Genomic DNA, 13,786 nt, shown 5'->3' on the forward strand with positions numbered 1-13,786 from the left:
TCGCGTTTGATAAGTTGGCTGATCACAAGTCCTTCCCGCTTTGGTCTTCGACTTTCATCGAGTTTCACTAACGCCTGCAATTCAGCAGTCTAATGTGAAATGAAGCCGATATTGAACAAAGAAGTCGTTCTGCGATGTCGATCTAACCCGGTCTCGAACGTCGAACAGGTATGCGCCGGGTTGTATGTCCGGCACACAACGAAACGTTCAATGAAGGAGAAACCACCATGTCCCCTCCACTGCTTCCCGTTATCACCGTCTTTGAACGGTCGCCCGATCGCGGCAGAGGGCTGGGGCGTGACATGCGTGTTCGCTGGGCGCTTGAAGAAGCGGGCCAGGCTTACGAGGTTCGTCTGGTTTCGTTCAGTGCGATGAAGGAACCCGCGCATCGGGCGCTGCATCCTTTCGGACAGATCCCGACCTATGAGGAAGGCGCGCTTGTTCTGTTCGAGTCGGGGGCGATCGTGCTGCATATCGCGGAGTGCCACGCGGGCCTGCTACCTGACGATGCGCATGCCAGACCACGCGCCATCACATGGCTATTCGCCGCGCTCAACACAGTCGAGCCGCCGATCCTCGATCTCCAGACCATCAGGTTCCAGGAGCGCGACAAGCCCTGGTACAAGGAGCGCCTGCCCATGGTCGAGGATCGCATCCGTGGCCGGCTTGGCGAGCTTTCCGAGCGCCTTGGCAACGCCGATTGGCTCGATGGCGCATTCAGCGCGGGAGACCTCATGATGGTGTCGGTGTTGCTCAGGTTGAGAGCATCGGGTCTGCTGGACGCTTATCCGAACCTTACCGCCTATGTCGCTCGCGGCGAGGCGCGGCCCGCGTACAAGCGCGCTTTCGCGGCTCAATTGGCGGTGTTCACAAGCCAGTCGTCCACCGGTTGATGACGATCAGCTTTCCGCTCATCGGCTCGCTCATTGCTTGGACGTTCCCTGCCCGCTTCGACCCGCTGACACAGACGAGGCTCGCGCGCTGATCATCCAGCAGGCAGCGGTGTAGCGAACTTCAGCACCGTGTACATAGGGCTCAAAAGCCGTGCGAACAGACTCGATGACCTGCGTGCGCGTCCGCTCATCCATCTCTCCCTGAAGCATCATGCCGAGAGGGCCGAGCCGACCGAAGTAGCCGACCAATTCCCGCTCGGGCAGTGTGCAGGCTATATCGATCGGCTGGATATCTACGCCCACCCAGCCGCTCGCTTCGAGGAGTGAGGCAATCCGCTGCCGATCCGCGAAAGAGAACTGGCCCGCCGCGTCGGGTCGGCGGGCGGGCAAGTCAGGCAACAGAGACGCGGCAGCGCGCTCGGCGGTTGTCATGAACGGATTGTCCGCCGCACTGCGCCAGGCGATGCAATGCAATTCGGCGCCGTCTCTTGCCGCGCGTGCCAGATTCGCGAAGGCCGACACCGGGTCGTCGAAAAACATGACGCCGAAGCGCGACAGTATCCTGTCGAAACTTGCCGGCTCGAAAGCATGGGTCTGCGCATCGGCACAAATGAAACTCGCCGTCGAGTTCGTCCGTTTGGCACGCTCCTGGGCAACGGCGATCATCGGCGCCGAAACATCGACCCCGATGCAATGGCCTTTCATGCCAAGCCGTCGTGCCGCCGCCAGCGTCGTACTGCCCGTGCCGCAGCCGACGTCGAGCACCCGAAGCTCGGCGCCGACGCCCATCATGTCGACAAGCAGGTCTTCGAACGGCTGGAACATTTGATCGAGTACCGCCTGCGCGGCGATCCATGCGCGCCCGGAACGACCATTCCAAAGCGCCGTCTGTGCGTGGCCGGTGTGCTGTGTGTTGCCCATGATCGTTGTCCTTGGCTTGTCGCGGGGAGCGGAAGCTAAACTATGCAAGTTCAAGTCGACTTGAGGTCAAGCGATGATCAGGCTAGATATCGGCGAGGTGGTGCAGCGCTCCGGCGTTCCCGCGTCGACGTTGCGGTTCTATGAGGAAAAGGGGCTGATTACATCGAACGGTCGCAGAGGATTGCGCCGTCTCTTCGATCCCGGCGTGCTGGACCGGCTCGCATTGATCGCGCTGGGACGCGCCGCGAGCTTCTCGCTCGACGACATCGCGGCAATGTTCGCACCGGAGAGAGCGCCGAGCATCGATCGTCAGATGCTCGCGGCCAAAGCCGAGGAACTGGACCAGACGATCCGCACACTGAGCATCATGCGCGACGGACTACGACACGCCGCTGCGTGCCCTGCGCCGAGCCACATGGAGTGCCCCAGGTTTCGCCGGATACTTCGTGCTGTGGCGTCCGGGGCTACGGGCGCGCGAACCAGGAAAGCCCCTCGGCAAACGTAGCGCTCTGCGGGCTATTCGCAGACGGCGCGGCAGCGGTCTTTCCCCCGCTGCAAACGGCCCTTTGAAGACGAGATCGTTATCGAGTACGACGGATGCCCCCTGATGTCTGTCAAGGTATCGGCCTGTCCAATCCAGGCCCAGCGAGTCGAAATCGCGAGCGACAGAACCACCGATATTGCCATCGCCAGCAGAACGCTGAACCCAGCTGGAACCCGTCTTCATCCGTCGTTGCGCGCTTTTTGAGCGCGCTCGTCTCGCCAACTACCCGAACGTCGGCTCCAGAAACCGCTCGATCCAGACTGCCAAACGGTCGGCCGCAAAACTGGCATTGCGTGTGCCGGCACGGCAGACAATCGCGTCACCCTCACGCACAAACTGCAACGCGCCACCAGCCTCTTCCAGCCACAGCAGACCAGCCAGCCACGCCGCGTGCTCGGCCGATACGACCTGCCCCACCGGCCGCGTGAGGAACTCGTTCAGCGTGGTCGGCGAAGTCCAGATCAGCGCATCGCCACCGCCGCGTACCGTGGCGCCGAGGACTTCAGCGAACACCTGCAACGCATCCGCCGCGCTGCGCCCCGCATGCTGCGTACGCAGCTCCGTCAGGCGCAGGCTGACCGCGTGGCCGAAGCTGCCGCCGCACTCGCTCTCGGCACGCACCAGGTCGGCGTAGTCCATACGCTGCCAGTCCGGCTCTGCATTGCGCGTACCGGCCAGTTCGGTGCCGGCCAGGTAGGTTTCCATCGGCTGGAAGCGGCCCGGACCGATCAGGCTGGCGCACAGCGTGTGCACGATGCCGATGCGGGTGGCCAGGGTCTGCGTCTGCAGCACGCTCAGCTTCTCGCGCACGAGCTGGTCGCGCTCCTTGCGCAGCCCCGCCAGCTCCAGCGCCTGCTTCATCTCCATACGCAGCGCCGTGATGTCCCACGGCTTCTTGATATAGCGATGGATTTGCCCCTGATTCACGGCCTCGACGGTCTGGTCCAGCTCCGAATAGGCCGTCGTCAGAATCCGCACGATGTGCGGATAGCGCTCGCGCGCATAGCGCAGCAGTTCGTTGCCGTGTTCGCCCGGCATGCGCTGGTCGGACACCAGCACGGCCAGGCTGTCGGCGTGGGCGTCCAGCATGGCCTTGCCGTCCTCCACGGAGGCGCCCGTCACGACCGGCGCGATCGCGCCGATGGCGCGCTCGAAGTATTTGACCGCGGTGGCTTCGTCATCAACGAACAGAATCGCCGGGGGCGGTGTCTGGTTGGCAATCGTATTGCTCATTGGTAACTCCTGTGGATTCGATCCTTGAAATTTTGGAATGCCAGCGTCACGGTCGTGCCGGCGCTGGACGCGGATGCGATCCTGATACTCCCGCCAAAGGACTGCATAACGCGGTTGCAGAAAATCATGTGGATGCCTATGCCGATGCCTGTACCGCTAACGCCGGCGTTCGTGATAACGGGGTCGACCCGCAGGCGCGATATCACTTCGGGCGCAACGCCGAAGCCGCTGTCGCTGCTGCCAGCAGCTCGCGGACCGTACTCAGGCCTAGCGGCTTCTCCAGGACTCGAAACACCTCGCCAGCATTGTCCGCTTCCAGTAGCGCATCCTTGTCCGCGTAGGCTGTCACAAGGATCCGCACGATATGCGGATACGCCTGCGACACCTGTCGCAACAGGTCGCCGCCGTGCCGGCCCGGCATGCGAAAGTCGGTCACGAGGATCGCCACCCGTGCCCCTTCGCGGCTCAGGATCGAAAGGGCTTCGTCCGCGTCGCTCGCGAGCAGCACCTCATAGTCGCTGCCGGCCGCGCGCGCGAAGTACTTGCGAGCCAATTCCTCGTCATCGGCATAGACGACAATCTGCCGTGCTTGCTGGGTCTCGGTCATGTCGGCATCACTCGGCACGCGGCAGATCGAAGTTGAACGCCGTCCACTTGCCCAACTCGCTTTCCGCAAACAGTGTGCCGCCGTGCCGCTCCACCACCGCATAGCTGATGGACAGACCAAGGCCGAGGCCCTGGCCGACTTCGCGGGTCGTGAAGAATGGCTCGAACACCCGCGCCAGATTCTCCGCGGCGATCCCCGGGCCGTTGTCGCGCACCTTCAGGTGCAACCGCTCGTCTTGCCATTGCGCCTCGACATGAACCTGCGGCGATACGGTGCCGGCCTTGTGCATGGCCAGCGCGGCATTCGAGAACAGGTTGATGAGCACGCCGATCACTGCGGCTTCGTCGCCCAGCACCAGGGTGTCGAGGGGCAGCTCGCGCGTAATCGTCACGCCGCGCAACTCATGCGCGCTCAGCCGGATCGACGAATCGAGCGCCTTCTCGAACAGGAACGGCACGTCGTCGGCCGTCGCTCCGGGCTTGCGGTACGCAAAGGTCTTCAGGTCCGACACGATATGCTGGATGCGGTGCATGCCCTGCCGGGCATCCGTCAGGCATTCCTGCAGCGACGGGCTGTCTTTGACCTGCGGTTCTTCCATCGCGACTTCGATCGCCATCAGACAGAAGTTGACCGGGTTGTTGACCTCGTGGAGCAGCCCCGCGGACAACGTACCGATTGCCGCCATCTTCTCCTGCTGCAACAACTGGCCCTTGATCTTCGCGAGACTTTCATTGGTGCGGGCGAGTTGCTCGTTCTTGTGCGCCACCTCATCCTTTAGTCGGAAAAGCTGGAAGCGGCCCTTCTCGTTGAAGTAGGTGTAAATGGAGCTGGCCAACGCGCAGAAGAAGATCAGGATGAGCTGGAACTGAAACTTGCTTGGGTTGAGTATGCCGCCCGGATGCGCCGTGCAGGCGATGTAATAGAGGCAGACTGTGGCCAGGCCGAACGCGAGCGTCTGCCAGTAGCCGGAAGGAAACAGAATCCCCACCGCGAAGATCGTCAGGCTGAGCCCGGCATAGAACAGCGACTCCTCGCCCTGCGTGAAATAAATCATCCACGAGATCATGGCCTGCGGCAGCAGCAGCCAGAAGAACGTGATCACCTGCACGTGGCGCCGGCCCATCTTCGTGTAAAGCGAGAGCAAGGCCACACCAATGGCGACGCTGGTCAGTACCCGAACCATCGCAAAGTACTTCTGCTCCGACGGATACACGACATAGTCCAGCGCCACGCCCATCAGCACCAGCAGGATCACGGTCAGACCGCCGGCCTTGCTGCATAGCAAGCGGTAGTCGCGCAACTCTTCACGATAGTTCGAATGCAACTCAACCAGGGACGTTGTCATCTCAGGCCACTTGTTGCTGGCCGACGAGCACCTCGGCGAACACATTCACGCCGGTTACGTCCGTGTACAGACGCGGCTGGCCGCAGTCCTCCGGCATGATTTCGGCCATCTGTGCCTCGTTGCGGTAGATCAGATACCACTCCAGCACGTGCTCCATGCTGAAGCGCTCCGGGTTGTCGGCGTGAACGTTGGTGACCAGCAGGTGGCCGCCGCGCCGGGTGCGGCTGGCGAAATGCTGGTTCAGCCGCGCACAGACCTTGTCCGACAGATAGTCGAACAGGCCGGCGCAATAGACCGCGTCGAACTCCCGGACATCCGGTGCGTCCGCATCCATGCGGCGCTTGAGCAGATGATGAACCGAATCATGCGTAAAGCTGATGGTCATGCGCTTGCCCATTTTCTGCGCGATGGAGCCGAGGCGCTCGCGCGTCCAGTCCAGTGTCTCCTGACTGAAGTCGAGCAGCTCGAACGTCAGCCATTCCGGTTCGTCGTATTCATGGATGAAGCGCTGAATCTCCTGAGCCGGACCGCAGCCCACGTTCAGCACCTTGAACGGCCGCCCCGCGGCGCGCGCTTCATTGGCGAGGCGGGTCAGGTAGTCCACCAGCAGTTCGACGCGATTGCGGTGCGCGCGTGCCACGGCCGTCTGCAGGAAGGCCGCGTTGACGATCTGGAAATACGTGCTCGGGCCCTGGCGCGGATCGTCGAGCATCTGGTTGACCATCTGGTAGTCACCGGCATAGCCCAACGGCTTCGTGAAAGTGCGGAACACGAAGGGCGAGCGCAGCAGCAGCGGATGTAGCGCGGCCTGCGCAAAGGCACGGTGGGCCGGCGCCAGTTCTTCGTCGACCAGGCGCGCCTCGCCTTCGAATTCGTCGAAGTAGGACTTGGTCTTTTCCATTAGCGGAGAGGCGAGTTCGAGGAAGTAGTCCTCGCGCAGGCTTTTGCCTTCTTTCGGCATGGTGTCCGCCAGATCCGCCTGTTCGACCCAGCGCGACATGTCCGAAAGAAACGCACGGATATGGTTGACCGCGATCTGGTACTCGGGTCGAATCTGGAAACGCTCGGCCCAGCCCTGCACGAACCGGCGGGCTTCTTCCCCCACCGTGCGCGCTTCCAGCGTGTTGCCGCTCAGTTCGCGCCACTCGGCGATCAGCGTGACCGAGACAATCGCGGTCAGGCCGGTATTGACCATACTGATCACGACCGCCTTGCCCGAATAGGCGAGTTCAACGCCCATCTTGACCGACAGATCGTTCAGCACCTCACTGACCTGAACGATCGAGTACGGGTTATAGACCTCCATCACCAGGGACTTCCGCTGGAGATTGATGATCGTGCCTCGCACCTGCTCACCTTGCGAGTTGAGGAAGCTCACTACCGGATCGATTTGCGTTTTGGAATACACAGTATGGCGGCCAGGTAAGTACCACAAGAAGTTGGTTTGAAATCTGGTGCCATACCCAAGCCAGTAGGTGGCCCGGTTCAGCGTCGATGGTTCCTCGGTTCAGGTGACGAAGCGTCGCCATCGGTCTTTCAGTTGCCGCCACGGCAGCCCGCTTTTTCCGGGCAACACACCGCTTCCTCCCGAACTGCATCGGCCAGACAAAATATGCATTTGACTTATCCGCGTTACCTCGCAACTGCACGTGCACAAATGGCATCGCGGTTCAACGAGACTCGTTAGCCTGGTGGGCCTGACGGCCCGTTTCGGAACAGCACTGACTTTTGCGTCTGCAGCATTCTACTGATAAAAAAGAATGCTGTCGTCTTACTCGCGCAACGAGATTCAATAGCCCGCGCACGCCGATCAGGCGACAAAGATCACTTGCACTCGCGCTCGCGTTGAATATATGATCCGTATACGTTTCATATATCGGGGAAGATGATGGGTATCGTGAACATTGACGACGATCTGCACGATCAGATGCGCAAGGCGAGCACAGTGTCGTGTCGATCGATCAACGCGCAGGCAGCGTTCTGGATCAGGATCGGCATGTTATGCGAAATGAATCCGACGCAAAGTTTCAACGAGATCGTTGCGAGAGAATTGCGCGCGGCGGGCGTCGTCGAGCCAACCGCCAGGATGGCTGCCGCATGACCAGGCGGCCGGAAGAAATCGCCTTGATGGCGGAGTCAGGCAAGTTGCTGGCGGAAGTGTTTGGGCACCTAGACCAGTTGAATTTGATCGGCATGTCGACCATGCAGATCAATGATCTCGTCGACAGCCTGATCGTGAATGACCTGAACGCGCGCCCTGCAAGCAAAGGGCAATACGACTATGCCTACGCACTGAATTCCTCGCGCAACAGCGTGGTTTGCCACGGCGTTCCCTCCTCGACGGAGGTATTGCAAAGCGGCGATATCGTTAATTTCGACATCACGTTAGAGAAGAACGGCTATATCGCCGACTCGAGCAAAACCTATCTTGTCGGCGAGGTTTCACCACTCGCCAAGCGACTCGTGCAAGTGACTTACGAAGCGATGTGGAACGGAATCAAAGCCGTTCGTCCGGGTGCAAGACTGGGCGATATCGGGCACGCAATCGAGCGCCACGCGCGGCGAAACGGCTATACGGTCGTGAGGGAATATTGCGGACACGGCATCGGGCGTGAGATGCACGAGGAGCCGCAAGTACTGCATTGGGGACAGCCGCGGACGGGTTTGTTGTTGCGCGAAGGCATGGTGTTCACCATCGAACCCATGCTTAACCAGGGACGGCATACCGTTCGAACCGAAGAAGATGGCTGGACGGTCGTCACGTGCGACGGGCAACTGTCGGCGCAATTCGAGCACACCGTCGCCGTGACTCAGAACGGTGTGCGCGTCCTGACGTTGCGTCCCGAGGAAAAGACGCTGAACTGAGGGCGCAGTCCGTACCTTGATATCAGCGTACTAACTGAACCAGTTCTCCAATATGTTCCGCCACGCACCGCTCGCCTCTCGCGGACCAACGCTCGCCCGACATCGTGCCGCTCACCACGCCAATAAAGCTCACGCCGGCAGCCCGCGCCGCGTCGGCATCGACAGGATGGTCGCCCACGTACACCGCCGAAGCGGCTGCCACGCGCAATTGCGTCAATGCCAGCACAAGCGCATCGGGGTGGGGTTTGTGACGCTGCACGTCCTCCGCGCCAACAATCACGTCCACCAACGGGCGCAAGCGGGCGACATCCAGAATCGCTTCGATGCGGTAGCGAAACTTACTCGACACGATTGCCACACCGATGCCCTCGGCGCGCAGCCGTTCAAATAGATCGGGAACTTCCGGATAGATTCGAGTCGATGACACCATCACTTCATCGGCCTGCTCGACGAACAGACGCGCGAATTCATCGGCGCGTTCTGCCTCTCCGTTTCCCGTCAACGTGCGGAACATTGCCTGTAACGGCAGACCAATAACGGAGTGGATCAGCCCGCTCCCGACTTCCGCGAATCCCATTGCTCGTAACGCGTACCGTGTACATTCCACGATCCCGCTGGACGAGTCGGCCAGCGTGAGATCGAAATCGAACAGGATGGCTTCGACATGTCCAACTGCCATTAAGAGGCTCCCGGTTTGAGGTTCAGATAGCCGCGCTTTAATCCGCGACCTATTCGTCAGAGAGAATCTGGTCCATCACGTTATCAACCACGACAGGGCTCTCAAAGTACGTGACCGAAGGAGCCGCGCCGAATGTCTCCTGCGCTAGTACTTTCCAGTGCTCGGTGTACATCTTCTCCGCTTCGGCGCGCGAGCGCCAGAGATAGACGCCACCGGCGGCGCTTCCATCTTCCGACAGAACATAGTACTTACGCACAAGGCCGGGCACGCCTCTATATCTCGCGGCCTTACTCAGGAAAAGACTTCGTGCCTCTTCGCGTGTGATCGGCTCTGACAACCTGAACGACGTAATGACGGTGATCATCGAAACGCTCCTTCCGTAGTAACAACCGTTGGATACATCGCCGACTCATTGCGGAGCCCGCTGGTCGCGCGCGATCGTGGTAAAGAGGCCAGGCGGCGACACGTCTGGCGGCATGATCTTCTCCAGCGCTTCATGGATGGCTGGCGGAAATGGCGGCTCAACGGGCGCAATACGGGCAGGCAGGTGATCTACGCGTGCTATATTTTCAATAGCATATTCTGGACACGTTGCTATGAAAAGTAAAGCATGAAGATACCGAAAGTAGGTCAGCCAGTACGCGGGTCGACAACGGGCCGCCCTATCATGGTCGTGCTCGATCTGCTCGGGCGACGGGCGGCGTTACGCATTCTGTGGGAATTGCGGGGCGAGCCGCTAACGTTTCGCGCGTTGCAGGAAGCGGCCGAAACCAATCCCAGTCTGCTCAATACGCGACTCAAGGAATTGCGGGAAGCGGGGCTCATCGATCATCAAGGACAGGGATACTGTCTGACCGAGGCCGGCGTGGCGTTACGGTTGGCGTTACGGCCGCTAAGTAATTGGGCGGAGACCTGGTGCAAGTGATGCCGGGCCGGCATCACTTCACGCCAGTCACACAGGCTTGACTACTTCGAACCTGCCGGTGCCTGAATCATCTTCCAGCCATTCCCGGCCGGGTCGCGAAACCCTGCATCCACGCTACCAAAACGCTCCACCGGTTCCTGGGTGAATTCCACACCGCAGGCTTTCAGCTTCGCATAGGTAGCGCGACAGTCATCCACGGAGAGCACCAGCGGCGGCATCGCGCCTTTCGCGACCATCGCCCGCAGCGTTTGCGCGGTGGCTTCGTCGTGAATCGGCGGGCCAGGCACGAACAGCCCGAGCTGGAACGAAGGCTGATCCGGATGCTGCACCGTGAGCCAGCGATACGACCCGTTGCGTACGTCCGTATGGACCTTGAAGCCGAGTTTATCGACGTAGAACGTCAGCGCTTCGTCCTGGTTATCCACGTACAAACCCACCACATTGACACCTTGATTCATGACACCTCCCTGGTTGATGACGGGACTGTATCGTCGGCCACGCGGCGGCGCTTCTCCAAAACTGCGATGTTGAGATCCGGGCGTTGCGCGGCCTTCAGTACGCAGGCCGGCACGCGTTCGAGTTCAGGCATGCCGGCTCGCAGATCGACGCGCATGGCGCCCGGACTTTTCCCGGTGATATCGCGAAAGATGCGGCCGAAGGTGCCGAGGCTCTCCCAGCCGGTCGTGAAGGCGATCGTGGTAATGCTGAGATCGGTGTCGCGCAGCAAGGTGGTGGCCTGTTCGATGCGCCGAGTCAGCAGATACCGATGCGGCGGAACGCCGAAAGCCCGCTTGAAGGAGCGCGCGAAATGGGCTTCAGAAACGCCGCTGACTTCAGCCAGACGTTTGACGGGCCAGGCCTCGTGCGAAGCGGCGTCCATGCGGTCTTTGGCGCGCAGCAGGCGGCGCAGCAAGGCCGGATCCTCCAACGCATCGGCGCCGGCCGGTGCGGGCGATGAGACAGGCGGCTGGGCGTGACGGTCTTGGAGAGCGCGCATGAGTTCCAGGGAAGCTGGCGGTATGCGCGTAGTTTAGGCTCAACGCCAGCCGCAGCAAAGCGCGGCAAGCGCCTGAGAAATCCTGCAAAGGCCTTAAAAAAGCACACTCAAACGCGCATCACTTGCGGGTAAACGACCCACGCTGCAACGTCACCATCCGCGGCAGTTCGATCGTGAACACCGTGCCCGCCACTTCATCCGAATTCACGCTGACGTTGCCGCCATGCATCCGCGCAATCTCCTGCACGATATGCAGGCCGAGCCCCAGTCCTTCACGCGAACGCGCGCCGCTGGTGTTCTGCCCGAACGCCTTGAACAGATGCGGAAACACCTCCGACGGAATCGTGCCGCGATTGGCCACCTTCAGACGCACCGAATCCACCGCCTCGCCGTCCACCTCGACGCCGATATCGCCGCCCGCCGCGCCGTGATGCAGCGCATTGCTGACCAGATTCGACATGGCCTGCCACACCAGATCCATATCCCACGCGCCGCTGCTATTGCCGCTGCTCGTAAACACGATGCGCTTGCCGTTCTCGCGTGACGCGAATTCGTCGATCACCGAGCGGCACAGCGTCGCCAGTTCGATCGAGCGCGGCTGCAACGGTAGCCGCCCGCCCTGCAGACGCGCCAGATTGAGCAGTTGATCGACCATCCGCGCCATGCGCAGCGAACTGTTCTTCACGCGCGTGGCGACGGTAATCGACTGCTCGTCGGCCGCGGTGCGCATCAGATATTCCGCCGACGCCAGCACCGCGCCGAGCGGCGTGCGCAAATCGTGGCTCAGTACCGCCATCAGCATTTCGTTGGCTTCGAGCATTTGCCGCGTCGTGACGAGCTGCGCCGCGAGCTGGCGTTTCTGCTGTTCCAGTTGCACGAACACGTCGACCTTCGACTGAAGAATGCGCGGATCGAACGGCTTGTACAGAAAGTCGACCGCGCCGGCCTCGTAGCCACGGAACGTGCGCGAAGCGTCCTGCGCGGTCGCCGTCAGAAAGATGATCGGCACATGCGACGTGCGCGGACTACCGCGCATCAACGCCGCGAGTTCGAAGCCGTTCATGCCGGGCATGTTGACGTCGAGAATCGCCAGCGCGACCTCGTGCTTGAGCAGCAGATCGAGCGCGGCGGTGCCCGAATCCGCCACCAGCACGTGCACGTCCGGCCGCGCCAGCAACGCTTCGAGCGCGGTGATGTTGTGGACGATGTCGTCGACGATCAGAATGTTCACGGGTGAGTTCGTCATGGCATCGGGTCAGAGAGAGGCCGGCAATGCGGCAAGCCGCAGCGCCATAGTTTCGGGAGTGTAAATGTAATCGGCCGCGCCGGTTTCGATGGCGGCGCGCGGCATTTCGGGCGAGCTGGCGGTGTCCGGCGCCTGCACCCAGGTGGTCCCGCCGAACGCTCGCACGCGCTTCAACCCTTGCGCGCCGTCGTCATTGGCGCCGGACAGCAGAATCGCCAGCAAGCGTGCGCCGCACACCGCCGCCGCCGACTCGAACAACACGTCGATCGATGGCCGCGAAAAGCGCACCGCGGCATCGGTGGAAAGCGCCACGGTGCGATCGACTTCGACCAGCATGTGATAACCGGGCGGCGCAACATGCACGCGCCCAGGCAGAATCCGCTCGCCGGCATCGGGTTCGAGTACCGGCAACGCGCAGCGATGCGTGAACGCCGGCACCAGATAGCTCGGCGAATCGGGCGGCAAATGCGTGACGATCATGACCGCCGCCGCGAAGTCCGCGGGCAATGCGCCGAGCAGCACGTTCAGCACTTCGATCCCGCCCGCCGAGCCGCCGATCACCACGAGCTCGTACGCGCGCGACTCGGCCTTGCCTGGCTGGGCGGCGGCAGTAGCGGGCTGAACGGTTGAGCCTGACATGGCGACCTAGCGCTTCTGATAAATACGTTCGCTCGAACGAAACTCGTCGAACGCTTCGTAATGACGGGAAAAACGCAAACTTTCCTTGCTGCCCAAGCCGAGGAAACCGCGCCGCACCAGCGCGTTTTCGAACAGGCCCAACGCGCGATCCTGCAGGCCGCGATCGAAATAGATCAGCACGTTGCGGCACGACACGAGGTGCGCTTCGAGAAAGACTTCGTCGGTCGAGAGGCTGTGGTCCGCGAACACCACGCGATCTTTCAGCGAGCCGGCAAAGCGCGCGCCGCCATACGCGGCGTGATAGTAATCGGACAACGAACGCTTGCCGCCCGCCGCCAGATAGTTTTGCGTAAAGCCTTGAATCCGGTCGAGCGCGTAGATGCCGGACTCGGCGCGCGCGAGCGCGTCCGGATTGATGTCGGTCGCGTAGAACAGCGTGCGCTCGGTCAAGCCCTCTTCGTCGAACAGGATCTTCAGCGACCAGAGTTCTTCGCCGGTGCTGCAGCCCGCCACCCACACCTTGATCGACGGATACGTGCGCAAACGCGGCAGCACATGTTCGCGCAGCGCCAGAAAATACGCGGGATCGCGAAACATGTCGCTCACCTGCACCGTCAGGTACTGGAACAGCCGCGAGAATTCGTCGCCGTGACGCATGATGCGATCCTGCAACTGCGAGAGCGTCTTCAGGCCAAATTCCTCGAGCGCCTGCGACAGCCGGCGTCGCAGCGACGACATCGCGTAGTGGCGAAAATCGTGCTGGTATTTGAGGTAAATCGCCTCCAGCAGCAATTTCAACTCGATGTCGAAATCGCTGATGCGTTGCGGCGCGTCGAATTCAGACCCACTCATTCGTTCAGGCTCATCCGTTCAGACTGGTTTATCGGGTTCC

Annotated in this window: 16 protein-coding genes and 1 pseudogene; 5 read left to right on the forward strand and 12 right to left on the reverse strand. The window is 61.4% G+C overall.

The window, feature by feature from the left end; all coding sequences use genetic code 11:
* Positions 1–227: 227 nt before the first annotated feature.
* Positions 228–893: a glutathione S-transferase family protein gene (locus HWY05_RS01780; RefSeq protein ID WP_176057207.1), complete on the forward strand. Its 666-nt coding sequence runs from the start codon at positions 228–230 to the stop codon at positions 891–893.
* A gap of 30 nt (positions 894–923) precedes the next feature.
* On the opposite strand, the gene HWY05_RS01785 is transcribed toward HWY05_RS01780, so the two are convergent.
* Entirely contained in the window at positions 924–1,814 is an 891-nt protein-coding gene (locus HWY05_RS01785) for a class I SAM-dependent methyltransferase (protein WP_176057208.1), read from the reverse strand.
* A 73-nt stretch (positions 1,815–1,887) separates the two neighbouring features.
* Between HWY05_RS01785 and HWY05_RS01790 the strand changes: the two genes are divergently transcribed.
* Positions 1,888–2,319 (forward strand): helix-turn-helix domain-containing protein, encoded by a 432-nt coding sequence (locus tag HWY05_RS01790; protein WP_176057209.1) that lies wholly within the window; start codon positions 1,888–1,890, stop codon positions 2,317–2,319.
* A gap of 261 nt (positions 2,320–2,580) precedes the next feature.
* On the opposite strand, the gene HWY05_RS01795 is transcribed toward HWY05_RS01790, so the two are convergent.
* From HWY05_RS01795 to HWY05_RS01810, 4 genes and pseudogenes are all read right to left on the reverse strand, one after another.
* Positions 2,581–3,591 (reverse strand): response regulator, encoded by a 1,011-nt coding sequence (locus tag HWY05_RS01795; protein WP_176057210.1) that lies wholly within the window; start codon positions 3,589–3,591, stop codon positions 2,581–2,583.
* Positions 3,588–4,198: pseudogene (locus tag HWY05_RS01800) on the reverse strand (response regulator). The gene HWY05_RS01795 and the pseudogene HWY05_RS01800 overlap by 4 nt, the downstream one beginning before the upstream one ends.
* 7 nt (positions 4,199–4,205) lie before the next feature.
* A complete protein-coding gene (locus tag HWY05_RS01805; RefSeq protein ID WP_035557677.1) occupies positions 4,206–5,543 on the reverse strand; it encodes an ATP-binding protein in 1,338 nt (445 codons plus the stop codon).
* A gap of 1 nt (position 5,544) precedes the next feature.
* Positions 5,545–6,951 carry a class I SAM-dependent methyltransferase gene (locus tag HWY05_RS01810; protein WP_035557679.1) on the reverse strand — a complete coding sequence of 469 codons (1,407 nt, stop codon included), beginning with the start codon at positions 6,949–6,951 and terminating at the stop codon, positions 5,545–5,547.
* Between the two features lie 480 nt (positions 6,952–7,431).
* Here HWY05_RS01810 and HWY05_RS01815 point away from each other — a divergent pair, with 480 nt between their 5' ends.
* Positions 7,432–7,644 carry a ParD-like family protein gene (locus tag HWY05_RS01815; RefSeq protein WP_035557682.1) on the forward strand — a complete coding sequence of 71 codons (213 nt, stop codon included), beginning with the start codon at positions 7,432–7,434 and terminating at the stop codon, positions 7,642–7,644.
* On the forward strand, positions 7,641–8,408 hold the full coding sequence (map, locus tag HWY05_RS01820; RefSeq protein WP_035557685.1) for a type I methionyl aminopeptidase: 768 nt from the start codon (positions 7,641–7,643) through the stop codon (positions 8,406–8,408). Before HWY05_RS01815 ends, map begins: the two co-directional genes overlap by 4 nt.
* A 22-nt stretch (positions 8,409–8,430) precedes the next feature.
* Here map and HWY05_RS01825 read toward each other — a convergent pair whose 3' ends face one another.
* On the reverse strand, positions 8,431–9,087 hold the full coding sequence (locus HWY05_RS01825) for an HAD family hydrolase (RefSeq protein WP_176057211.1): 657 nt from the start codon (positions 9,085–9,087) through the stop codon (positions 8,431–8,433).
* 49 nt (positions 9,088–9,136) lie between these two features.
* Positions 9,137–9,451 carry a YdhR family protein gene (locus HWY05_RS01830; RefSeq protein ID WP_176057212.1) on the reverse strand — a complete coding sequence of 105 codons (315 nt, stop codon included), beginning with the start codon at positions 9,449–9,451 and terminating at the stop codon, positions 9,137–9,139.
* A gap of 246 nt (positions 9,452–9,697) precedes the next feature.
* Between HWY05_RS01830 and HWY05_RS01835 the strand changes: the two genes are divergently transcribed.
* Positions 9,698–10,012, forward strand: coding sequence for a helix-turn-helix domain-containing protein (locus HWY05_RS01835; RefSeq protein WP_035557693.1), 315 nt, complete (start codon positions 9,698–9,700; stop codon positions 10,010–10,012).
* A gap of 41 nt (positions 10,013–10,053) precedes the next feature.
* Here the strand turns inward: HWY05_RS01835 and HWY05_RS01840 are convergent, their stop codons facing one another.
* From HWY05_RS01840 to HWY05_RS01860, 5 genes are all read right to left on the reverse strand, one after another.
* Complete coding sequence (locus HWY05_RS01840) at positions 10,054–10,470, reverse strand: VOC family protein (RefSeq protein WP_035557696.1); 417 nt, start codon at positions 10,468–10,470, stop codon at positions 10,054–10,056.
* Positions 10,467–11,009, reverse strand: a complete 543-nt coding sequence (locus HWY05_RS01845) for an AraC family transcriptional regulator (RefSeq protein ID WP_176057213.1) — start codon at positions 11,007–11,009, stop codon at positions 10,467–10,469. Before HWY05_RS01845 ends, HWY05_RS01840 begins: the two co-directional genes overlap by 4 nt.
* A 118-nt stretch (positions 11,010–11,127) precedes the next feature.
* Complete coding sequence (locus HWY05_RS01850) at positions 11,128–12,255, reverse strand: hybrid sensor histidine kinase/response regulator (protein WP_176057214.1); 1,128 nt, start codon at positions 12,253–12,255, stop codon at positions 11,128–11,130.
* 9 nt (positions 12,256–12,264) lie between these two features.
* A complete protein-coding gene (locus HWY05_RS01855) occupies positions 12,265–12,894 on the reverse strand; it encodes a chemotaxis protein CheB (protein ID WP_035557705.1) in 630 nt (209 codons plus the stop codon).
* Positions 12,895–12,900: 6 nt separating this feature from the next.
* A complete protein-coding gene (locus HWY05_RS01860; protein WP_035557708.1) occupies positions 12,901–13,746 on the reverse strand; it encodes a CheR family methyltransferase in 846 nt (281 codons plus the stop codon).
* Positions 13,747–13,786 lie beyond the last annotated feature (40 nt).

Origin of the sequence: Paraburkholderia sp. BCC1876, assembly GCF_902833695.1 — a bacterium.
In the GTDB taxonomy this organism is placed as follows: Bacteria; Pseudomonadota; Gammaproteobacteria; order Burkholderiales; family Burkholderiaceae; genus Paraburkholderia.